This window comes from Bacillus paramycoides, from assembly GCF_001884235.1.
In the GTDB taxonomy this organism is placed as follows: Bacteria; Bacillota; Bacilli; order Bacillales; family Bacillaceae_G; genus Bacillus_A; species Bacillus_A paramycoides.
Genome location: NZ_MAOI01000023.1, coordinates 107850 through 129913 on the forward strand (window position 1 = coordinate 107850; position 22064 = coordinate 129913).

Sequence of the window (22064 nt, forward strand, 5' to 3'; positions counted from 1 at the left end):
TTAATCTCCTCGTAAAAATGCACGTAAATTTCTCCCGCGAATATAAACTTGTGACAATTCTGCATGTAGCTGCTCATATTCGATAATATCTGTTTTTAAATATAAAGCATCTTTCGATGGCAATATTATATATGGCCTCGGAAAAATCGGATCGAGCACTACCAATTCTTGAACTCGCTCTACCGATACCGCCCAACGATTCGCTATATCTCCAAGTAGTAATACTTTCATCTTCGCTTCCTCCCGCCCTATTCAAAAAATAAAAACGAAATGTTATCACAGTTTGTAAACACGACAAATTTAGCTCCAATTGTTTCATAGAGCCTGGCCGGATATCGTTTATTTCTTGTGACAACAGTAATAGGCGCTTGAAAAGAAAAACGAATACGTTCTGTGAAGAAACTAACTATTGAAAGCTCATCTCCGAGCAAAATCACCTTCTTAATACACTCGCAAATACTAGTAAAATCCTGCTCCTTATTACAGCTATAAGTCGAATCAAATCCATAGTTTCTAACTTCAGCTGCTATCTCTTCATTTGCTGTAAAAATAATTAACTCATGCTGAAATGCTACTAGCTCTCTTAAACTCTTTACTTTATTTTCTTCTCCAACACAAATAAGCGTTAATTCCATATACCTCATCCTCCTTAGCATAAAAGAATCTAAACATAGATTGATATTCTCCTATACTAATCAGACCGATGAAGTGATGTATCCATCATGGCACCGTCCTCTCTCAAGACGCTTACGAAGTTAGCTGTCGGATTCGGGCTTTGAGAGTAGCCCTACTTTCAAAATTGAAAGATTCACCCCTAGTGACGACGCACAAATTGGTTCCTCCGCTCCATAAATCTGGACTCAGCGTATTACAAAAAATGTATTCTGGCTGATATATTACTCCTGTATTTGGAAAAAGTAAACAGAAAAAAAGCCAGTTATAAAACTAGCTTTTCTTTTTCTATGCTCTTGTTTTATTCAACTTATATGCAAAATGATTCGTTGGTCCATGACCACTACCAATATTCAATGGCTCTTCAATTGCTATACTAATAAATCGTTTTGCTTCTTGAACTGCCTCTTCAATTGAGTATCCTTTCGCAAGCCCTGCCGTAACTGCAGATGCGAATGTACACCCGCTCCCGTGCGTTTGCTTCGAAGGAATTCGTTCACTTCTAAATTCGATAAACTGCTCACCATCAAAGAGCAAATCGATTACTTCATTACCTTGGTATTCTGCATGCCCGCCCTTCATAAGAACATATTTAGCTCCTAATTCATGCAATGCTTTCGCAGCTTTTTTGCTATCTTCTATATTATGAATCTCTAGACCTGTTAACACTTCTGCTTCAGGAACATTCGGCGTTACAACAGTAGCTAATGGCAATAAATATTCTTTTAATGCGTGTACTGCTTCTTGTTGTAATAATGAAGCCCCACCTTTTGCAATCATAACAGGGTCTAGCACAATATTATTCCAGCCAAATTTCTTAATGTGTTCTGCCACAATTTGAATAATTTCACTGCTAAATAGCATTCCTAGTTTCACAGCATCTGGTGTTAAATCCATACCAATTGAATTCAGCTGTTCCGTAATTCCTTCTAAAGAAACAGGATATACCCCTTGAACGCCAAGCGTATTTTGAGCAGTAATTGCTGTAATAGCTGTCATTCCATACACACCAAGCTCTTGAAAAGTTTTTAAATCTGCTTGAATTCCAGCGCCGCCTCCGCTATCAGATCCTGCAATCGTTAAAGCTTTATTTACTTTCATCTCACTCATCCTTTTCTATCCAAAATAGCGATGATAAATTGTTTTTGCTTCACTTATATCTTTCGTTCCATGCACAAGTACACGGCCATCTTTGAAGGCAACTAATCTCTTTTCTCCAACAGAAAATGATAATAAATACGGATTTACATTCAAATCATTCACGCGATCATTCAGCAATTCTTTATATTGTTCAAAATCCATTTCTTCTTTATGAGGTGGTCTAATTTGAACTGTATTTCTCCCGCATAAAACTGCTGTTTTTGAAGTGTTTTCTTTATTTAAATACGGATATAATGCATCCTCACCACATGAAGGACAATTATGTTTCCGAAGCTTTTGCACATTCATACATGAATATTCATTTTTCCATACATCAAACGACACAAGTCCATTTCGAAGTGATTCATAATCTTCTACTAACAGTTTTAGTGTTTCTGTTACTTGATGAGAAACGACAAGAGATACAGCAGGTGATATAATCCCCGCTGTATCACATGTCGCCCCGCCAAGCGGAATCGATTGTAATAAACAAGATAAACATGGCGTTTTACCAGGAAGAATTGTGTAAGAAAGACCGTAACTACCTACACACGCTCCGTAAATCCACGGAATAGAATATTTTTGCGATATATCATTCGCAATAAAACGTGTTTCAAAATTATCAGTTGCATCAATTATTACATCAACATTTGTAACGAGTTCTTCTAATTCTTCAGCCGTTACATCTTGAACGAGAGCTTCGACTCTTACTTCACTATTAATCTCTTCTAGACGTTTTTTTGCCGCTATAGCCTTCGGAAGATTATTCTCTACATCAGGCTCCGCGTACAATTGCTGCCTTTGTAAATTACTCCAATCCACATAATCGCGGTCAACAATTGTCACCTTACCAACACCAGCCCTTACAAACATCTCTGCATTTGCACTACCTAGTGCGCCTGCACCGATAATAAGTACATGCTTTTCCCCTATCTTTTGTTGTCCCTCTTCTCCAATTGGAGAATATAGCTCTTGGCGAGAATATCGATTATTCAACTACGCTCATTCCTTCTAAAGGACTACTTGCTGTTGCACAACGCTTACGTGCAATACGACCCGCTTCAAAGCCTAAGCGCCCTGCCTCAATACCTAACTTCATTGCCTGTGCCATCTTAATAGGGTCTTTTGCTCCAGAAACTGCTGTATTTAATAACACACCATCTGCCCCTAATTCCATTGCAAATGCCGCATCAGCTGGGCTACCAATACCAGCGTCAACGATAACTGGTACTGTCGCTTGTTCAATAATGAAACTTAAATTTAATGGATTTACAATACCAAGTCCTGAGCCAATTGGTGATGCTCCCGGCATAATCGCGTGTACGCCAAGTTCTTGTAATTTACGTGCTAATACAACATCATCAGATGTATATGGAAGAACGATAAATCCTTCTTCCAATAACATTTCAGATGCCTTCAATGTTTCTACTGGATCAGGTAATAACGTTTTATCATCACCAATAACTTCTACTTTTACCATGTCACAAAGTCCAGAAGCTTTTGCTAATTTTGCAATTCGAACAGCTTCTTCAGCATTTTTTGCTCCCGCTGTATTTGGTAGTAACGTATATTTTTTCACATCAAGTTTCTCTAATAAATTAGGTTGCTTCGCATCAAATATATCCATACGACGTACTGCGAATGTTAAAATTTCAGCTTCAGAAACGTCAATTGCCTTTTGCTGCACATCAAAATCAGAGAATTTCCCTGTTCCTAATAAAAGTCTAGAATGAAATGAAAATGGTCCAATGTTTAACATAATCAACCGCCTCCTACGAAAGTTACAATCTCAATTTGGTCTCCATCAAAAACAGATGTATCCTTATGATCATCTTTTTGTAAAATATCTTTATTACGCTCCACTACAACGATTCTCTTATCTAATTCTAAATGTGTAAGTAGCTCAGCTACTGTTTTTACACTCGCTGGTATTTCAATTTGCTTACCATTAATTTTTAAATTCAAACTTCCATCCCCTTTCTAAACCGATTTAGAAAGCAATGAATCTAGCAAATGATTTTCGCGCTTTCCTTCTATTAAATCAGCCATATACTGACCGGAAACAGGACTTAATAAAATACCGTTTCGATAATGCCCAGTACAAGCATATAAACCCTTTATTTCTTCATGCTCTCCCATATAAGGAGCTCCATGATTAGACTGCGGTCTTAACCCAGCCCACGTACTTTCCCACTCAGCTTCTTTTAAAGCAGGTAATATCGTGTAAGCACGCTCTAATATAGAAGTTATGCTTTCTGGCTGCACAGCTTTATTAAACGTATGAGGATTCATCGTTGCCCCAATTACATAACGGCCACCGCGCTTTGGCGTAATATAAAACCGCTCTTGGAAAATAGGAGCCTTCAAGAGAGGTTTCCTGCTTCTTACTGCAACAACTTCTCCTTTAACTGGATATGTACCCCAATCACTTTGGAAATAATGTAGTAATTTCGTACTCCATGAACCTCCAGCGATAACGACTTTTTCACATATGATTACACCTTCGCTTGTAACAATTCCAGTCACCGTATTGTTTTCAATTTGAATATCAAACACTTCTATCTGTTCATATATATCAGCTCCAGAAAATGCCGCGGAATGTGCGAATGCTTTCGTAAGCTCTGGTGCAATAACATGACCGTCTTTTGGGTAATATACCGCCCCTATAATTGACTCGGAAAGAAATGGCTCTTTTTTCCGCAAATGCTCCCCTGTTAGAAAGTAGGAATCTTCGCCTGTTTTCTGTTGCCAATCCATAATATGAAGAATTCTTTCCTTCTCATCTTCATTTTGGGCAATGCGATAAATGCCCTTTTCTTCATACCCAATATCGATGCCTGTTTTTTCACGTAAAACTTCTGCAAGTTGTGGAAATATAGCACGGCTTTCTCTAGCAAGCTCAAACAACGGATCATATTCATCCCATTCTGCCTGAACACCGAGCAAACCAGCAGCTGCTTTCGAAGCTTCAGATGCAATTCTTTGCTTCTCTACAATCGCTACTTTATATCCTCTTTCTGCTAGGAAGTGTGCAACTGAACTACCAATTACACCTCCGCCAATAATCGCTACATCATACTTCTTACACATGCTTTTCCGCCCACTTTCTTATTGATTCCTTATAAGATTTCGCCTTGCTATACGGATTACTACTGCTTATAATCCCAGACATAACAGCAATGCCACTTATACCATTTGCAAGAACATCACTTGTATTTTCAGGAGTGATTCCACCAATTGCAGTGATTGGTATTGATAAACACCTTGCCATATGAGCAATTTCTTCTAATCCTCTTGCTGGCACACCCTTTTTACAAGCCGTTGGAAATACATGACCGTAAACGAGCGAATCCGCTCCATTTTTAAATGCCACTATCGCTTCATCTAAAGAATGTACTGAATAACCAACATGCAAATAAGAAAACTTTTCTTTCACTGACCTTACATCTGCGCTTCGATATCCTAGCTGAACACGTGGAATATTTAATAGAATAGCAATATCAATTCGATCATTTATCACTATTTTTGATGCCGGAAAGCCTTTCTTCAAAAGGCTTTCCACACCTTCATACAATTCCTTCGTACTTTTCTCACGCTCACGAATATGCAAATAATCAATCTCACTCTCAATTTGCATCGCTACATGCACTAACTCTTCGAATGACATGTGACCATTTGAGATTACATGAAGCTCATTTTTCATATTCATTCGCCTACTTTAAAATGTTTTCGAATAATTCATCGGCCGGAACGATTTCTTTAGTCATTCCTTTATCCTTCAGCCATTTATTTTGTTTCTCCCATGATTCTTTTGAATCCGATAAGAATGGCTCATCTTTCGTTTCCATCTTCTCTAATAAAATTTTCATACTTTCTTTTTCAACTTCTGGTACAAGTGGGAAGTTTTCTTTTTCTTGGTGATTTAATAAAATATTTAATGCTTCATCTGGATTTTTCTTCATAAAATCATAGCCTTTTTTCGCCCCACGTAAAAAGGCTTGCAACGCTTCCTTATCCTTTTTCAAAGTTTTATCACCTGTTACAAATACAAGCTCATGATAATTCGGCACCCCGTAGTCAGCTGGATTAAAGTAAGCTGGTTCATGACCTTCATGACGCATAACAGGAACTTCATGGTTAATGTATGCCCCTGTTACAGCATCTACTTTTTTCGTAATTAATGCTGGTACTAAATCGAATCCAACATCGACTACTTTCACTGTATCTGGATTACCACCATCTTCTTTTACCATCGTTTTTAAATACATTTCACTTAAAGGTGTTCCAGAATATCCAACTGTTTTTCCTTCTAAGTCTTTAGGTGACTGAATACCTGCTGATTTCAGCGATACAACATGATTTAACGGCGAACGCACGACAGCTCCAATTGATTTCACTGGAATGTTTTCATTTGCTCTTGCAATCACAACATCTGGCTGATAATACAAACCAACTGTCACTTTTCCGGCAGCTGCTAATGTTAATGGATCAGTCGGATTAGAAGGGAATTTAATATTCACCTTTACTCCTTCTTCTTTAAAGTATCCTTTTTCAATTGCGGCATAAATAAAGCTATGTACCGCATTCGGATACCAATCCAGCATTACTGTTATTTCTTTCTCTTTTTTACTCTTATTTGATGCTGAATTACTCGAACATCCTGCAATCATTGCAACTAATAATGTAAACACAAAGATGCGTTTTAATAATTTCATGAATGTTTCCTCCAACTAATGAATTTCCTTTCTAATATCGAAACAAGTATGACGAAGAAAATAGCTAATAATGATAACAATACAATTGGTGCAAATACCCCCGCTCCGTCTAACTGCGTCATCATTCTTTTACTGAAATATCCAAGCCCAGCTTGCGCACCGAGCCATTCTCCAATCGCTGCCCCAATAACGCTAAGTGGTACCGCAATTTTTAACGCTGAGAAAAAGTAAGGAAGAGCAGATGGCAACTTTAGCTTTAGAAAAACATCTTTTTTCGTTGCACCATACGTAACTAAAAGCTCTTCCCATTCTCTTTTCGTACTGCGAAGTCCATCATACGTATTGACCGCAATTGGGAAAAATGTAATTAAAACTGTGACAACAACCTTACTCCAAATGGTATATCCGAACCATAAGACAAATAGTGGCGCAAGCGCTGTTATCGGAATTGTTTGCGAGGCAACTAATAATGGATAAAATGCTCTTTCCATCCACGTACTCGCGTTCATTAACATTGCTAGCCCTACGCCCAAGACGATAGAAATAACAACACCTATTAAAACGACATACAACGTTGCAGGTAAATGAACCGTAAATAATATATCTTTCAGCGCCCATATCTTCATTACAATTGCAGAAGGTGATGGCAAAATGTACATCTCATCTACAATTCTTGCTCCTACTTCCCAAGCAATAAGTAAAATTCCACTTAATGTGAGGGCAGGTAATAGCTCCTTCAAACGATTCATCATACAAGTACCTGCCTTTGTAACATACTAAGAATCTCATCCTTAAGCGCTAACACTTCAGGCTTATGTAAATCTTTTCTTGTTCTGTTACGATTAAGCGGCACAATTCGCTCAGTTAAAGTAGCTATCGGCTGCTGCTCTACAACAAAAATACGATTAGAAAGAAAAAGGGCTTCTTCAACGTCATGTGTAATAAATAAAATTGTTTTTTCCCACTCTTTCCATTGTTCAAACAACCATTCCTGCAAAGATGCCTTCGTTAAAGCATCCAACGCGCTAAACGGTTCATCTAGCAATAATATCTCTCCGCCTGTTAATAAAGTTCGGATAAAAGATACGCGCTGTCTCATACCACCAGATAAATCTTTCGGATATTTTTTCTCGTACCCTTGTAAACCAAATTTATGTAACAGTTCCTTTGCCTTTACCTGTGCTTCTTTCTTCTGCACACCTTGGCACTCTAACGGTAAAGCAGCATTCTCAATAACTGTTCTCCATGGCAAAAGCATATCTTTTTGAGGCATATACCCTACAGGGTGACTCTTTGTTTCCATAAGCTCTATTTGTCCGCTGCTCGCCTCTTCTAAACCTGTAATAAGGCGAAATAAAGTACTTTTCCCACAGCCACTTGGTCCAATAATGCTCACAAACTCTTTTTCTTGTATATTGGCATTTAGTCCCTCTATGATTGGTTTTTCATCATAATGAAAGGAAACATTACGAAACTGTAGTATGTTCTTGCTCCTCAAAACCCCACATCTCCTTACGATAAGCCATATCCCAGAATAAATATTCAAATCGGCTGGAATATAAGAAAATCTCCTCTAATCGATCTAGCTCTTTCTCTGACTTCCCAACTGTCATTTCATTTAATAAATCTATTAACCAAATACAAAGATTACCGTATTCTTCAGAACTATATCCTTGAATCCACTCCCCAAAGAACTCATGATCTCTTGCTCCAGGAATATCATTTAAACGCTTTCCAATCTCCCAATAGCTCCACATGCATGGAAGTAAAGCTGCTATTAATTCTGCAAGTGTGCCATTTTGAGATACAGACATCATATAATTTGTATAAGCTAAATTTTTAGCAGATGGTTTTGCCGATTCCATCTCCTGGGCAGAAATACCAAGTCTTTTTGCATATTGTTTATGAATCGTCATTTCACCATTTAAAATACCATCTATTTGCTCTGCAAATTTCGCCATAACTTGTGGATTCGTTGCCTTGACAACACCAATTGCATATAGTTTTGCATAATCCAACAAGTATAAATAATCTTGAATAATATAATACTGGAATTTATCTTTTTCTAACGTGCCATCCCCCATACCTACTACAAACGGATGATTATGACTTTTCTCCCATACAGGCTGCACCGTCTCAAATAATCTTTCACAAAATTTCATTTATAATTCCCCTTCCTGCATATCTATTTATTCCAATAAAAAAGCCACTTCTTTATATAAGAAGTGGCCACAGCAAATAAAAATATATTTTATTCGTTGTTCCACTTCCCTTCGCTAGTATTACCTAGATCAGGTCTGTAAGGGTTAAGGATTATTCCTCTCTCAGCACGAAAAGCACCCCTAGTGGTGTTAATATGAAATTTTCAAATAAAAAAGCCCCGTTTCTATACGCAAAGAAACGGGGACTCATTGTTAATGTCCGAATTGCTTCCCTACGCTAGCACAATCTAGATCAGGTAATGAAAAGGATCAAAGGCTTACGGCCCTCCTCTCAGCTGGCAACACCAGCTCTCCTAGCAAACTATAAAATTATCACTGTCAGTATAACATTGTCATAAGTCATCATCAACTATTTTAATTTTCTTAATTGCGCATTAAATATCAACATGTTAAACAAATATAAATGCAACTCCACAAATGATATATACAATATTTATATACGAATCTCTCTTCTAACATTATTTATATTGATTTCATATTACATTTATGTGAATAAGACCAATATATTGTATCTTTATACTATAATAAAATTACAACTATACAACTAGAGGAGGTCTTTATTACATGAATATGAAAGCTACAGCTTTAACAGCAACTACTATCGCAATTGCTTCGTTACTTCCTTCTATGGGAGAATCCGATATACAAACAGCTGCTGCTAAGCAATCATCTAAAGCAAAAACGGGGTATGTAAAAATTGACAACGTTGCACTACATCAAAATAGCCATGCAGACAGTGCAATAATTGATAACATTCGATTTAATAGCCCAGTTACTATTCTTGAGACAGCTCAAGATTGGTATAAAGTATCCGTTAACAACAAAACAGGCTATATGAAAAAAGATGCAATTCTATTCAAAAAAAATGTTCAACAAAAGTATCAATATATCGTAAACGCAAACGCATTAAACGTTCGTTCTGAACCTAATACAGAGTCTTCTATTCTAGATATATTGCCAAATGGTCAATTCATTACAATTCAAGGTGAACAAGGAGATTGGTACAAAATATTACATAACGGCCAAATTGGTTACGTACAAAAAACATTTGTATCTAATGGATCCACACCTCTAGTAAAAGGTATAACTGTACAAGGTTCTCCTTCTTATACTGTTGCAACACCAAAATTAAATGTGCGTAGCTCTGCTAGCACAAATAGTACAGCAATCGGTTCTCTGCAAAATGGTACACAAGTACAGGTAGTAGAAACAGTAGGAACTTGGTATAAAATTCGTTTTGGCACAGGATACGGATATGTGGCAAAACACTATGTAGTGCAAAATCAATCGCAAGCTAAAACAACCGCTTCACCTTCATCCATTCCAGCAGTTTTCAAATTCCCTACCCAAGGGAAAATCAGCTCAACATTTGATATGCGCTGGGAACAAATGCATTATGGTATAGATATTGCAGCACAAGGCAACGTCTCTATTCAAGCTGCTGCTGCAGGTAAAGTTGTGAAATCTTATTATTCGGCTAGCTACGGCAATGTCGTGTTCATCGCCCATCAAATAAATGAGAAATTATATACAACAGTTTATGCTCACATGAAAGATCGTACTGTACAAGCTGGTGATCAAGTACAAACCGGACAATTACTAGGTCATATGGGAAATACAGGACATTCATACGGACAACATCTCCATTTTGAATTACATAATGGGGAATGGAATTTTGAAAAAACGAATGCAGTGAACCCACTGCCATATTTAGTTAGGTAAATTGTATGCCACGCAATATACCTCTCTTTATTGAATACCTGGCTTTTTTAGGTTTAATCTGTTGTTTAATCATTTATAATACGAACACTGTATTTTTATCTATTATCATTGCTTTTGTTGCTTTAGAAATTATGATGGAATCATTCCAAGTTCAATTGAAACAAAAAATTGCCCATATTTATAATGCAATTTTTCTTTTGAGCGCTCTTATAACAAATATAATTAGTAATGGTTTTTATTTATCTACCGCATTTCCTGTATTCTTTATGGCTGTTTTATTATTCATAGCTAGATACGTTAATGCTCCTAATAACCAAAAACACGAACAAGAAGCTTAGAAAGAGGAGACACTGTGTACCAATCTTTCAAAGATGACCCAATGAAGTATATATTGAATTTATATGAAAAAATGAATACTTTTTTTGGTATACAAGGAAGTTATACTGCTCAATTTCTTCTTTATGGAATGTTATTTCTTGTCTTAATTACTTTCTCCTTGTTTTACTAACAAAAAAGGATCTCACATAAAAGTTGAGATCCTTTTTAATTTATATTAATTTTTGATATGTAAAATCTTCTTTATCCACAAGCATATTTTTCATAAATAAAACTAAGATTATATTTTTTCTCTAAGCTCATTCTTTGTTCATCATCACACCAATAGAAAAGAATATCATGAATCGTTGCATAACGTTTATTTTTAAGAAATAGTTTAAAGAATGATGGCAAACAATCATGTAATTGTATAAATATATAATTGCGTAGTATCTCTTCTTTATATTCAATGCCCTTACAAATATAAAGTAATTCTTCACAATAATATGCATGCTGCGGAACTTGAATCATTTCGAAAAATGGTACATAAGAAAGTAACTTTCCAATAAAATGATCGTATCGATCCATTAACCCTATCGTCATATGTTCCATCATTTCTTTCATCACATACAAATAATCGTCTACGTGCGTTGTCTTTAGTGGATCTAATCGATCAGAAATTTGAGACAGTACAGCTTTTTGACAAGCTATAACAGCTTGGCTAGGCCCATAATATGATAGGAAATCTGTGCATTTACGATACTTGCGCAGTAAATCATTTGTATATAAATCATACACAAAAGTATTACAATATATTGCTAGACCCATCATATCACTATTGAGCTGTTCTTTTGATAGAGTCTTAGCTTGCTTACACATATAAAAAAACGTAAACTCCAATACTTCCTTATGAGATAATAAATGTCTACACTGCATTATACATTTCTCACTAAATTTAACTCTCTCCCAAATCCCTACATCACCATTATCCAATTCACCAATACGATATTTAATGATTAAATAGTTTAGAGCAACCGCTTGCGTCAAAAGATCCCATGTCTCATATTCCAATGAAGTTTGGACAAATTCGTCTAACCCTTGATTAATCATAAATGTATATGCTTCTTTATACCAACCAATCTCTTGGCATAAACGAAGAATACGTACTAAAGTGGGAATTTCATCTTTATGAAACTGCGGTAAATCTTTCGCTTTATTCATTCCATATACGATGAAAGCCGCTAAATTTTCTTCTTTATAAAATTCTTTTTCTTTCCATACTAAAATAGTTCGCTCTTTCCCTTCACCTTTCGGATGATTCGGTACAAGCAAAGAAAATAACTCAGCGAAATTCCTTGGTTCTACGTATGTATCTGTAACCAAATTCCAATTCGGATCGCCCTGTACAGCCCTCATATAATTCCCCTTCCCTTTTTTATCTACATAGGAAATATTAATTTCTTATCTCATCAAAAGAAATTAATATTGTTATATTCAAAATCTCTCATAATACTTATATCTATTAGTATATCACTTTTTATCTCATTAAAAATTATGAATCACAAATTTTAAAAAACTATCGGAAAATATTAATCATGCATAGCTAGTATATAATCTTTCAGCTCTATCATGTTAACACATCACCTTTATCCATATAAAGTTAAAATGATGTATATGTTTTTTTGTGTATACATTGAAGCTATACTCAGTGGGGCGTTCCAGGCAACGAGACTCCCACCTGCTCCCTTCGCTTTCACTAAGTTGTGAGGTGAGAATCTTGTCGCCCGCAAATAGCGGGATAAATTATTTTGTATGCTCTGATATTTCACTTAAAGCAAAACCAGCTTGGTCATCTGCTACTTCTCTTATAGCTAAATCTCCCAAGGCTAACATACCAACGAATTGACCACCTTCAACTACTGGCAACCTTCTAATTTGATGCTGTGCCATCAATTCTGTAGCTCTCTCAATAGAATCATCAGGAGAAATTGAAACGATATTTGTCGTCATTACATCTGTAATCTTATTAGATCCTGGATGTTTTTCAGCAATTCCACGAACAACTAAATCCCGGTCCGTCACAAGACCAATAACTTGTTCATTCTCAACAACTGGAATCATACCAATTGCTTCATCCTTCATTTTTACAGCAGCCTCATATACATTATCTAGTGGTGTACACTGTACAATATTTGTACTCATAAGTTCTCGAACCTTTGTCATTATTCTATCTCCTCCTTTTAATACATACTATAGCTTTTCCTAAATTCCTTTATTTATTTCAGGAAGACAGCACAATAAAAAGAGGTTGAAGATATAGACATACTAAAAAAGAGTCAGCAAATTGCTGACTCTTTTTTTATGACCCGTACGGGATTCGAACCCGTGTTACCGCCGTGAAAGGGCGGTGTCTTAACCACTTGACCAACGGGCCATGGCTCCGCAGGTAGGACTCGAACCTACGACCGATCGGTTAACAGCCGATAGCTCTACCACTGAGCTACTGCGGAATAATAAAGACAATTTGTATCTTATAAAATTTCTCATCGTAAGTCAAGAAGTTTTTTCACACCATCTTGCGCAAACGTGACATGTTTATAATATACTGGATTGCGTTTTTACTGTCAAGATGTTTTCGTTATCGGTTTTAGTTTCCCTTTACACTTTCCACAGACATATCTTTTTGTATTTATTTGACGTCTTCTTACATATCGAAGTGAACACTCCATACATTCATACGTATAAACTTTTGTTTCCTTCCCTCCATTAATCATTCGTTTACAAAAACGCGGTGCACCTACCTTCTTTAGCAACTCACGAAAATCTCTATCTCGGTGCTTATATCCCCTTCCTTTGATATGCAAATGATAATGGCAAAGCTCATGCTTAATAATCCCTACTAACTCTTCTTTACCATACATTTCATAATATCGATAATTCAGTTCTATATTATGACTCTTCAATAGATAGCGTCCACCGGTTGTACGCAATCTATTATTAAACATCGCTTCATGTAAGAAGGGCGTCCCAAAGTATTGTAACGACACTTCTTCAACTAACCGTTGAATTTCTCGCTCATCCATTCTCATTCCTCCTAAACTAAAAAATAATTTTACACTTTTCTCCCTTCTTATACATATAGTAAATAGTACATATACCCATCCTCATTCAAGAAGCGTGATTTCTAAAAATGCAGCATTGATAGAAATCCACTCACCAACCTCTCATCAAAGTTACCTTAACTAAAAGGAACTACTTTTTTGAGAGCAGGATTAAACAAGGAGGGATTCCTATGCCCACGTGGCTAAAAAAGCAAATGCAACGTGCATATTTTGAGAAAAACCGGTATCAAATCAAATTGTTAAATGAATGCTGGTTTTATTATAGCAAAATACATCAAAGCTCATAATCAATTAAACTTTCCAGTTCATAAAAAAAGAGCAGTTTCATCTGCTCTCTTTTCTTACTATTCAATCGGTAACATTGATAATGCAACACGACCTTTTTTTGTATCAATATCATCTACCCATACCTTTACAATTTGTCCCACGGATACGATATCTAATGGATGCTTTACAAATTGTTTGCTTAGTTTAGAAATATGTACTAAACCATCTTGCTTCACACCAATATCAACAAAGGCACCGAAATCAACAACATTGCGAATCGTTCCCTCTAATTCCATACCACGCTTTAAATCTTCTAATTTTAAAATCCCCTTTTTCAAAAGTGGCTTTGGCAACTCATCCCTCAAATCTCGTTCTGGGCTAATTAAAGCATCCATAATATCAACTAATGTCGGCTCACCAATCTCCGTCTCTTGAGATAATTTAGAAATATCTACTCCTTCTAAACTCTTTTGCAAGTTTGGTTTCCCCACATCACTCTTCGATAACCCTAAGCTCTTTAATAGCAATTCAACATTTTTATATTGTTCTGGATGAATCCCTGTGCGATCTAACGGATTCGCTCCTTCTAATATACGTAAGAATCCGATACATTGTTCATATGTTTTTGCACCTAAACGCGGGATTTTCTTTAACTCAGTTCGCTTCGTGAATTTTCCATCTTCCTCACGCTTAGCTACAATATTTTTCGCAACTGTTTTCGATAACCCCGAAACATATTGCAGCAACGCAACTGAAGCTGTATTTACATTAACACCAACTCGGTTAACTGCTGTCTCTACCACAAATGTTAATGATTCATTTAATCTCTTTTGAGATACATCATGTTGATATTGTCCAACCCCAACAGATTTAGGGTCAATTTTCACAAGCTCTGCAAGTGGATCCTGTAGACGTCTCCCAATTGAAACAGCACTTCTTTCTTCAACCTGTAAATTCGGAAACTCCTCTCGAGCTATATCCGATGCGGAGTACACACTAGCACCCGCTTCATTTACAATAATATAAAATACATCTCGTTCTACATTCTGTAATACATCTACTATAAATTCTTCCGTTTCCCTCGAAGCTGTACCATTTCCAATCGCTATCATTTCAACTTCATATTTATCTATAATTGAAAGGATTTTCGTTTTTGCATCCTCATATTTACGAACAGGGGGATGCGGATAAATAACATCTATGTGAAGAACTTTTCCTGTATCATCTACTACTGCTAATTTACAACCAGTTCTATATGCTGGGTCTACCGCTAACACAACTTTCCCTTTCATCGGAGGTTGTAATAATAAATTACGTAAATTCTCAGAGAAAATATGAATCGCTTGTTCTTCGGCTGTTTCCATTAACTCTTTACGAATTTCTCTTTCTATTGAAGGTTGAATTAATCGCTTATATCCATCTTCCATCGCTAATTGTACATAATGCGCACTTTTAGAAGCTTCATCAAGAATCATTTTTTTATGTAAAAACTGAAGAATTTCTTCAATTGGCGTGATAATAGAAACTCTTAATACATCTTCCTTTTCACCACGGTTCATTGCTAGTACACGATGTGGCACTACTTTTTGCAACGGTTCTTCATAGCCATAATACATTTCGTATATATTCTTTTCATCTTTTTCTTTATCTTTTACAGATGAAGACATAATCCCTTTTCGGAAAGTAGTATTACGAATCCAACTACGATATGCCGCATTATCCGAAACAAGTTCCGCAATAATATCTTGTGCACCTTGCAACGCATCTTCTGCAGATGCTACTTCTTTTTCCACACTAACAAATTCCATGGCCTTCTCTGTTGGATCTTCTTTTTTATATAATAATAGCCACTCAGCTAACGGTTCCAATCCCTTTTCTTTAGCGATTGTCGCTTTCGTTCTTCTTTTTTCTTTGTACGGACGATATAAATCTTCTACTTCCTGCAGTTTGGTTGCAGCAACAATATGACGACGCAACTCTTCGGTTAGTTTGCCCTTTTCACCAATAAGACGAAGAACCTCTTCTTTCCTATCTTCAAGTTGCATCATATATTGCCATCTTTCTAAGATTGCACGAATTTGCACCTCATCTAAAGAGCCTGTCCATTCTTTTCGGTAACGAGCAATAAATGGAACTGTGTTACCTTCTTCTGTTAAATGAATCACATGACGAACTTGCTTTTCGGTAAAGCCTAATTCTTTCACTAACATTTTCATTAACGCTTGTCGATTATCTACCATTTCCATATCCAACCGTAACCTCCTCTATAATAAAAAAAAGTTGCCCTTTAAAGAGAGCAACTTAAACTGCCGATTTAAAAATCTATTAGTCCTAAACTAATTTGTAACGCTACATCTACACGACTCATCATCACTTCATCCAAATGAGTGATTTTGTCCGTTAAGCGTTGCTTATCGATTGTTCGAATCTGCTCAAGTAAAATAACAGAATCTCTCTCAAAACCGTACTTTTTCGCATCAATTTCCACATGAGTGGGTAATTTCGCTTTTTGAATCTGTGCAGTAATAGCCGCTACAATCACAGTCGGACTAAAACGATTTCCGATGTCATTTTGAATGACAAGAACCGGACGAACGCCTCCTTGCTCAGAACCAACAACTGGGGAAAGGTCTGCAAAATACACGTCGCCGCGTTTTACAATCAAAATATTACCCCCCGCTAACTAAGCGTTCTACTGTATGAGCTGCTTCATACTCTGCTAAGAAAGCTTCAGATGCAATACCAAGATTAATTTTTCCCATTTCAATGTACCCACGTCGCATTGATTCATGTTGGTAGCGTTTCTTCGTCTTATGTTGACGCAATAACAGTTGTGTTGCCTGGCAAATTAGTTCATGGCGATTCTTATTCTCTTGTTTTCCAATTCCGTCCAATTCCGTTACCATTTGCTTTGGCAACCGAACCACGATTTCAGTAGTTACACTTGATTCGGACACAAAAATACACCTCCACCGTCAACTACACACCCAAATATATATATGACACCTATTGTAATAATACCATTGTATGGAGCCCGTTGCAAAGACTTCCTTATTCCATGCTTATGTTTTCCAATTCATAAACAAAACATTCATCTTCTTTTACTTTTTGTCTCTTTCAAACAAGAATTAACGGAATCTTTCCCGCAACATGTAATTGTAACTTATGTTAAAAACGATTATAAAAAGATGCTTCTCATCGAGAAAAGAGCTTATTCTCTACCAGGGAAAAGTCCCCTCAAATGACAAGAAGCGAATAATAATACCTTCTATATATTGTTTAAATAATTTATTACTTCTACAACTTTACCGTGTCGTATAAATATTCTCGGCACACGGAAGCTTATCGTTGCGATAATTTCATAATTAATAGTTCCGGAATATTCAGCAACCTCAGTAGCGCTAATATACTCATCACCTTGTCTCCCAATGAGTGTAACTTTCGTACCAAGTGGCACTTCCCAAGGAAGAAGTATCATGAATTGATCCATCGTTACTCGCCCTACAATCGGTACCCTCTCTCCATTTACAAGCACTTTAAATCCTTGCAATCTTCTAAGCCAACCATCTGCATATCCAATCGCAACTGTTGCAATCCATTCTTCAGTTCTCGTTCGGTAAGTGACATTATAACTAATCCCATCCCCTTTAATCATTTGCTTAATATGAGCAACCTTCGTATGAAGCGACAACGCTGGCTCCAATTTAAACGGTAAAAACGGCCGTATTTCTACAGACGGCGTTAATCCATACATCGCAATACCAATTCGTACTGCATTGAATGTAATCCCTTGAAACCTTAACGTTGCAGCACTATTGGCTGTATGGACAAATTTAGGGTTCACTCCAAACTCTTTCAACCAACTTAACTGCTGCAAAAACGTGTTGTATTGCTTATCAAAGTAAGAAGTCTCAACCTCATCTGCTGTCGCAAAATGTGTATACACCCCTTCAAGTTCTAAAAATGGCGCACCTTCTAAACTCTTTAAGAATCCTTTTAATTCTTTACGCTCGCGTATTCCAATCCTCCCCATACCACTATCAAAATTAATATGGAATTTCATTATAGACGAACCATCCCAGAGTTTTATCGCTTCGTCCACCCATTCCTTTTGAAAAACGGTTAATGCTACATCATTTTCAGCAGCAACATTTACATCACGGGGCGGGGACGGACCCAATACTAAAATCGGCACAGTAATACCAGCCCTCCGAAGTACTAAAGCTTCATCTAAAAAAGCAACTGCTAATCTTGTTGCTCCTGCTTCTAATGCAGTTTTAGCCACCGGTACATAATCGTGCCCATATGCATTCGCTTTAACTACAGCAAAAATCTCTACATCACTTGGAATGGACTCTTTGATATGCGTAATATTATTATAGATCGCGTCTAAATCCACTTCCACCCAAGTGTCACGGTAAAATGGTGCTTCTTCCATAAATACACTTCCTTATAAACGATATGCGAAGCTTATTCTTTTATATGCTTCTTTTATGAAATCTACCCCTCAAACTAAGAAAAGACGTGGTGCACATATACCACCACGTCTAAGAAGTTTACTTTACTTGCTTCGCTGTAACTGAACGAGCGACCATTAACAACTCATTCGGCTCTAAACCTTTAGACACGAGCATATACTCTACTCCGTTATGCGACCACGTTAAAGAGTCTTTCGTCAATGCACCAATCGTGAAACCGAGATCAACTAACTCACCACTTACACTTACCGCTGACGAAGCCTCTGCAACTTTCGCCTTTTCTTGTATTAAAGTAAAGGATTTCTTACTTCCAGTGTATGTGAGTATCGCACGCTTGCCACTGTCTGTCTTCAACTCCTTTTCGTCTTTCAAAGTCATACCTTGCGGCGTATCACTTGGATACAAAATAGCAAACGGTTTGTCTTCTTTCGCTGCCGTCTGAACATCCACTTGTGCTCTAGACATATTTTGTTTCGTATCAAATGCACCTTTATCAAACTTTGCATCGAACTTTACTTTAGTGAAATCTACTTTTACAAGGACATTTTGATCATTATCCATCAGTTTCACAGAAACTGGTGTTAAATCACTTTTATTCAGCTTAATTTCTTGTTTCGGCAACATATTTTGATGTTGATAATTTGTTTTTGTTTTAAATACATAATACTTATCTGTTTTCTCGAAAGAGAGATTTTTCTTGTCTTGCAAAATATCCCTTACAAGTGATTCATATAAATAAGCCTGACTACTATTTTGCGGCCAATCGCTTTGAAAACGGAAACTCTTATTAAGCGCCGGTGTTAATACAAATACACCTTCATCATTTCTTAAAATAATTTGACTCTGATCCTTTTTCGCATTCTGCAAATTCACACGATAATACGAAGGTTCTTTATGCCAAATCTCTACGTTGTACTCCTGAGGCTCATTTCCTGTTTTAATAGATAATTTCGCTTCAGCTTGATAACTCTTCATGCTTTTAACTTTCGATTCTAAATCTCTCACAACATCTTCCTGTTTCTTTTCCATACAACCCACCAACACAAAAACGGTCAATAAACCGATAAGAACTAAAAACAGACGCCTTTTCATCACTTCAGCCCCTTTGCCCCTATAAATGAATGGAAGATATGCCTTCCTTATCGCTACCTCAAATATATGAGACAAAGATATAAAATATGCAGACTAGCGTGACGAGCTTTCCAAAACAACTTGAGCAACGGCAAATTCTTTACTATGACTAATTGATAAATGAACAATATGCTCTGTATTTGTAATGATAATCGGCTTACCTCTATCATCATTCCTTACTTCAATATCTAAAAAACTCACTTCTTTCCCGATACCGGTCCCTACTGCTTTAGAATACGCCTCTTTTGCTGCAAATCTTCCAGCTACGAATTCTGTAAGACGACTTCCTTTCAGCCCCTCGGCAACACCACGTTCTCTTTCAGTTAAAATACGGTCCATAAATTTAAGCTTTCCATCTAGCATTTTTTCAATTCGATTTAACTCAATAATATCGATTCCAATCCCTACAATCATTTCAAAATCCCCTTCTTCTATTTAGCTTTCTTCATTCATATTGTAAGAATAACAGAGAATCTTTCTGATGCAAAAGGAGTGATACTAACAACATGCTAATACCATCCACTCGCATTTCCTTACAACCGATCATCATCTCTTTACTTCTTATACAATTAGTCATGATTATGTTAGGCGACTTTTCTCTCTTTCCCATGGCAGCCTCTAATGAATATATCGCTAAAGGAGAATGGTGGCGTGTCATAACTTCCCTACTTGTACACGTAGATTTACAACATTTTCTTTCTAATAGTATTTGTTTATTTGTGCTTGGTTCTTCTATTGAAAAACAACTAGGGCACTTTCCTTTCATTATTATTTTTTTCCTTTCTGGCATTCTCGGAAATATTTCTTCTTATATTATTATGCCCCTTGAATATATTCACGCCGGATCATCTGGCGGTATTTTCGGATTACTAGGTGCCCAATTATTTTTATTGTATAGTCGATATCGTTCTTCAAAACCAAGAGACATTGCTATTTTTTCAATAATGATACTTATATTACTACTATTTACTTTCTTTAATCCCTCTGCCAATCCTATAAGCCATTTAACAGGATTGATAATTGGCGGCATTTGCACACCTCTTTTAACAAAAAAATTCGATGGTGCAGAGCTTATTTAATATAGAAGCTCGCACCATCGACAATTTCCACATCTGTTTGTTTACTTAAATCTCTCATTAGTTGAAATAAAGACTCATCCTTCTTCTTCGCCTCAATCATACAATCAATTTGCGGAACACTCCCCTTTATCTTTTTCAAAAAAGATAAGAAGATATCTACATCAATAAAATCCGCATGCGCTCTCGGGTCTTTTCCATCTCTAGGACTAGAGATGTGCATTTTAACTGGTAACAAAGACGATTCCCACGTATGGACAACACGTGCCCAATCTTCATGCCAATCTTCTCGATCATTATTCATCATATGATGATGCAAATCAAACACGACTGGAATGTCTAATTTCTCACCTAAATACAATGTTTCTTCTAAAGAAAAGGTCGTGTCATCATTTTCTAATATAATCATCTCTTGAATACTCCTTGGAACACTTGACCAATTTTCGATAAAACGCTCTAATGCGAGCTCTTTATCTTTATATCCCCCGCCCACATGTAGTACACACCGTTGCTTATGTTCAATCCCCATACCCTTTAACAACTTTTTATGCATCTGCAATGTCTTTACAGATTGTTTAAAAATACTCTCTTCAGGTGAATTTAGTACAACAAAGTGATCTGGATGGAAATCAATTCGCATATTCATACGAATTGCATACTCACCTAACACTTTTAAATTTTCTTTTAACGGGCGAATATAGTTCCACTCTAACAACTCCTCATGATTCGCTAAAGGAATAAGCTTGGAACTAAGCCGAAAGAAAGATATATCATGCCCTTTATTATGCTTTAATAACCGTAAGCAATTTTCCAAATTCGAATTAGCAATTCTCTCGAGTTTACGAATCGCAGCCTCTCGATCATCAATTCGCTGAAACTGTGCATATGTCATCGTTTGAGATGGAGATGCATTCTTCAAATGTACGCTCATCGCAACATACCCAAGTCTTACAAGCATATAGCACCTCTTTTCTATACAAGTTATTATGTAGTATGCACAATTACAGAAATAAAAAAAGAGAATGCCCACAAAGGGCATTCTCTTTTTTTATTAAGCTTGTGGACGGCTATGATGTTTTCTTTCGCCGCGTCCGTTTGAAGATCCTGGGCGACCTTGACCTTCACCTCTACGACCACGGTTACCATCACGGCTACCACCATCACGATTACGATCACGGTTACCGTCACGATTACGGCCATCACG

The 22064-nt window shown here is 36.7% G+C and carries 27 protein-coding genes, 2 tRNA genes and 3 riboswitches; of the genes, 4 read left to right on the forward strand and 25 right to left on the reverse strand.

The genetic code is table 11. The features are described from left to right. The 12 genes from BAU28_RS03995 to tenA all read right to left on the reverse strand — a co-directional run bounded on the left by BAU28_RS03995 (position 1) and on the right by tenA (position 8689). Positions 1-231 (reverse strand): hypothetical protein, encoded by a 231-nt coding sequence (locus BAU28_RS03995; protein ID WP_025150201.1) that lies wholly within the window; start codon positions 229-231, stop codon positions 1-3. A 17-nt stretch (positions 232-248) separates the two neighbouring features. Beyond that, positions 249-635, reverse strand: coding sequence for a hypothetical protein (locus BAU28_RS04000; protein ID WP_048373688.1), 387 nt, complete (start codon positions 633-635; stop codon positions 249-251). Between the two features lie 93 nt (positions 636-728). After that, positions 729-876, reverse strand: a riboswitch (cyclic di-AMP (ydaO/yuaA leader). 84 nt (positions 877-960) lie between these two features. Beyond that, positions 961-1782 carry a bifunctional hydroxymethylpyrimidine kinase/phosphomethylpyrimidine kinase gene (thiD, locus tag BAU28_RS04005; protein WP_116500284.1) on the reverse strand — a complete coding sequence of 274 codons (822 nt, stop codon included), beginning with the start codon at positions 1780-1782 and terminating at the stop codon, positions 961-963. A 6-nt stretch (positions 1783-1788) separates the two neighbouring features. Then, positions 1789-2808, reverse strand: coding sequence for a thiazole biosynthesis adenylyltransferase ThiF (locus BAU28_RS04010; RefSeq protein ID WP_071717820.1), 1020 nt, complete (start codon positions 2806-2808; stop codon positions 1789-1791). After that, entirely contained in the window at positions 2801-3571 is a 771-nt protein-coding gene (gene thiG / locus BAU28_RS04015; RefSeq protein ID WP_071717821.1) for a thiazole synthase, read from the reverse strand. Before thiG ends, BAU28_RS04010 begins: the two co-directional genes overlap by 8 nt. Before the next feature lie 2 nt (positions 3572-3573). Continuing rightward, positions 3574-3777, reverse strand: a complete 204-nt coding sequence (thiS, locus tag BAU28_RS04020; RefSeq protein WP_002170446.1) for a sulfur carrier protein ThiS — start codon at positions 3775-3777, stop codon at positions 3574-3576. A gap of 15 nt (positions 3778-3792) precedes the next feature. Next, positions 3793-4902, reverse strand: a complete 1110-nt coding sequence (thiO, locus tag BAU28_RS04025) for a glycine oxidase ThiO (protein ID WP_071717822.1) — start codon at positions 4900-4902, stop codon at positions 3793-3795. Beyond that, a complete protein-coding gene (gene tenI, locus BAU28_RS04030; protein WP_071717823.1) occupies positions 4895-5515 on the reverse strand; it encodes a thiazole tautomerase TenI in 621 nt (206 codons plus the stop codon). The genes thiO and tenI overlap by 8 nt, the downstream gene beginning before the upstream one ends. Before the next feature lie 10 nt (positions 5516-5525). Then, positions 5526-6527, reverse strand: a complete 1002-nt coding sequence (locus BAU28_RS04035; protein WP_071717824.1) for an ABC transporter substrate-binding protein — start codon at positions 6525-6527, stop codon at positions 5526-5528. Beyond that, positions 6524-7276, reverse strand: coding sequence for an ABC transporter permease (locus tag BAU28_RS04040; RefSeq protein WP_025150194.1), 753 nt, complete (start codon positions 7274-7276; stop codon positions 6524-6526). Before BAU28_RS04040 ends, BAU28_RS04035 begins: the two co-directional genes overlap by 4 nt. Then, positions 7276-8025 (reverse strand): ABC transporter ATP-binding protein, encoded by a 750-nt coding sequence (locus BAU28_RS04045; RefSeq protein ID WP_071717825.1) that lies wholly within the window; start codon positions 8023-8025, stop codon positions 7276-7278. The genes BAU28_RS04040 and BAU28_RS04045 overlap by 1 nt, the downstream gene beginning before the upstream one ends. Continuing rightward, a complete protein-coding gene (gene tenA / locus BAU28_RS04050) occupies positions 7994-8689 on the reverse strand; it encodes a thiaminase II (protein WP_071717826.1) in 696 nt (231 codons plus the stop codon). Before tenA ends, BAU28_RS04045 begins: the two co-directional genes overlap by 32 nt. 89 nt (positions 8690-8778) lie before the next feature. Further along, positions 8779-8881: riboswitch (TPP riboswitch) on the reverse strand. A 60-nt stretch (positions 8882-8941) separates the two neighbouring features. Then, a riboswitch (TPP riboswitch) is annotated at positions 8942-9054 on the reverse strand. Between the two features lie 259 nt (positions 9055-9313). Here tenA and BAU28_RS04055 point away from each other — a divergent pair. Both BAU28_RS04055 and BAU28_RS04060 read left to right on the forward strand, forming a co-directional pair. After that, on the forward strand, positions 9314-10471 hold the full coding sequence (locus tag BAU28_RS04055) for an SH3 domain-containing protein (RefSeq protein WP_071717827.1): 1158 nt from the start codon (positions 9314-9316) through the stop codon (positions 10469-10471). 5 nt (positions 10472-10476) lie between these two features. Next, on the forward strand, positions 10477-10809 hold the full coding sequence (locus BAU28_RS04060; protein WP_048373706.1) for a hypothetical protein: 333 nt from the start codon (positions 10477-10479) through the stop codon (positions 10807-10809). A gap of 241 nt (positions 10810-11050) precedes the next feature. On the opposite strand, the gene BAU28_RS04065 is transcribed toward BAU28_RS04060, so the two are convergent. From BAU28_RS04065 to BAU28_RS04085, 5 genes are all read right to left on the reverse strand, one after another. Further along, the gene (locus BAU28_RS04065) at positions 11051-12202 is read right to left on the reverse strand and encodes a DUF3965 domain-containing protein (protein WP_071717828.1); all 1152 of its coding nucleotides are present in this window, start codon (positions 12200-12202) and stop codon (positions 11051-11053) included. 387 nt (positions 12203-12589) lie between these two features. After that, positions 12590-13009, reverse strand: coding sequence for a CBS domain-containing protein (locus BAU28_RS04070; RefSeq protein WP_048373710.1), 420 nt, complete (start codon positions 13007-13009; stop codon positions 12590-12592). 139 nt (positions 13010-13148) lie between these two features. After that, a tRNA-Glu gene (locus BAU28_RS04075) sits at positions 13149-13220 on the reverse strand. A 1-nt stretch (position 13221) separates the two neighbouring features. Continuing rightward, positions 13222-13296 (reverse strand) — tRNA-Asn (locus tag BAU28_RS04080). A 114-nt stretch (positions 13297-13410) separates the two neighbouring features. After that, on the reverse strand, positions 13411-13869 hold the full coding sequence (locus BAU28_RS04085; protein ID WP_071717829.1) for a SprT family protein: 459 nt from the start codon (positions 13867-13869) through the stop codon (positions 13411-13413). A 209-nt stretch (positions 13870-14078) separates the two neighbouring features. Here BAU28_RS04085 and cmpA point away from each other — a divergent pair, with 209 nt between their 5' ends. Further along, entirely contained in the window at positions 14079-14195 is a 117-nt protein-coding gene (gene cmpA / locus BAU28_RS28960; RefSeq protein WP_001143642.1) for a cortex morphogenetic protein CmpA, read from the forward strand. A gap of 57 nt (positions 14196-14252) precedes the next feature. Here cmpA and BAU28_RS04090 read toward each other — a convergent pair whose 3' ends face one another. The 7 genes from BAU28_RS04090 to BAU28_RS30840 all read right to left on the reverse strand — a co-directional run bounded on the left by BAU28_RS04090 (position 14253) and on the right by BAU28_RS30840 (position 20442). Then, positions 14253-16421 (reverse strand): Tex family protein, encoded by a 2169-nt coding sequence (locus BAU28_RS04090; RefSeq protein ID WP_071717839.1) that lies wholly within the window; start codon positions 16419-16421, stop codon positions 14253-14255. 68 nt (positions 16422-16489) lie between these two features. Beyond that, positions 16490-16840, reverse strand: coding sequence for a type II toxin-antitoxin system endoribonuclease NdoA (gene ndoA, locus BAU28_RS04095; RefSeq protein ID WP_071717830.1), 351 nt, complete (start codon positions 16838-16840; stop codon positions 16490-16492). A 4-nt stretch (positions 16841-16844) separates the two neighbouring features. Beyond that, positions 16845-17132 (reverse strand): antitoxin EndoAI, encoded by a 288-nt coding sequence (locus BAU28_RS04100; RefSeq protein WP_000004570.1) that lies wholly within the window; start codon positions 17130-17132, stop codon positions 16845-16847. A 311-nt stretch (positions 17133-17443) separates the two neighbouring features. Then, on the reverse strand, positions 17444-18613 hold the full coding sequence (gene alr / locus BAU28_RS04110; RefSeq protein ID WP_071717831.1) for an alanine racemase: 1170 nt from the start codon (positions 18611-18613) through the stop codon (positions 17444-17446). Positions 18614-18731: 118 nt separating this feature from the next. Then, positions 18732-19682 carry a LolA family protein gene (locus BAU28_RS04115; RefSeq protein ID WP_048376305.1) on the reverse strand — a complete coding sequence of 317 codons (951 nt, stop codon included), beginning with the start codon at positions 19680-19682 and terminating at the stop codon, positions 18732-18734. 156 nt (positions 19683-19838) lie between these two features. Beyond that, the gene (gene acpS / locus BAU28_RS04120; RefSeq protein ID WP_002175336.1) at positions 19839-20198 is read right to left on the reverse strand and encodes a holo-ACP synthase; all 360 of its coding nucleotides are present in this window, start codon (positions 20196-20198) and stop codon (positions 19839-19841) included. 31 nt (positions 20199-20229) lie between these two features. After that, entirely contained in the window at positions 20230-20442 is a 213-nt protein-coding gene (locus tag BAU28_RS30840) for a hypothetical protein (protein ID WP_002175337.1), read from the reverse strand. On the opposite strand from BAU28_RS30840, the gene BAU28_RS04125 reads away from it, so the two are divergent. Next, positions 20348-20863, forward strand: a complete 516-nt coding sequence (locus tag BAU28_RS04125; protein WP_244158065.1) for a rhomboid family intramembrane serine protease — start codon at positions 20348-20350, stop codon at positions 20861-20863. The two genes, BAU28_RS30840 and BAU28_RS04125, sit on opposite strands and share 95 nt — an antisense overlap. Here the strand turns inward: BAU28_RS04125 and uvsE are convergent. Next, entirely contained in the window at positions 20856-21818 is a 963-nt protein-coding gene (uvsE, locus tag BAU28_RS04130) for a UV DNA damage repair endonuclease UvsE (protein WP_071717833.1), read from the reverse strand. The genes BAU28_RS04125 and uvsE overlap by 8 nt on opposite strands. Positions 21819-22064 lie beyond the last annotated feature (246 nt).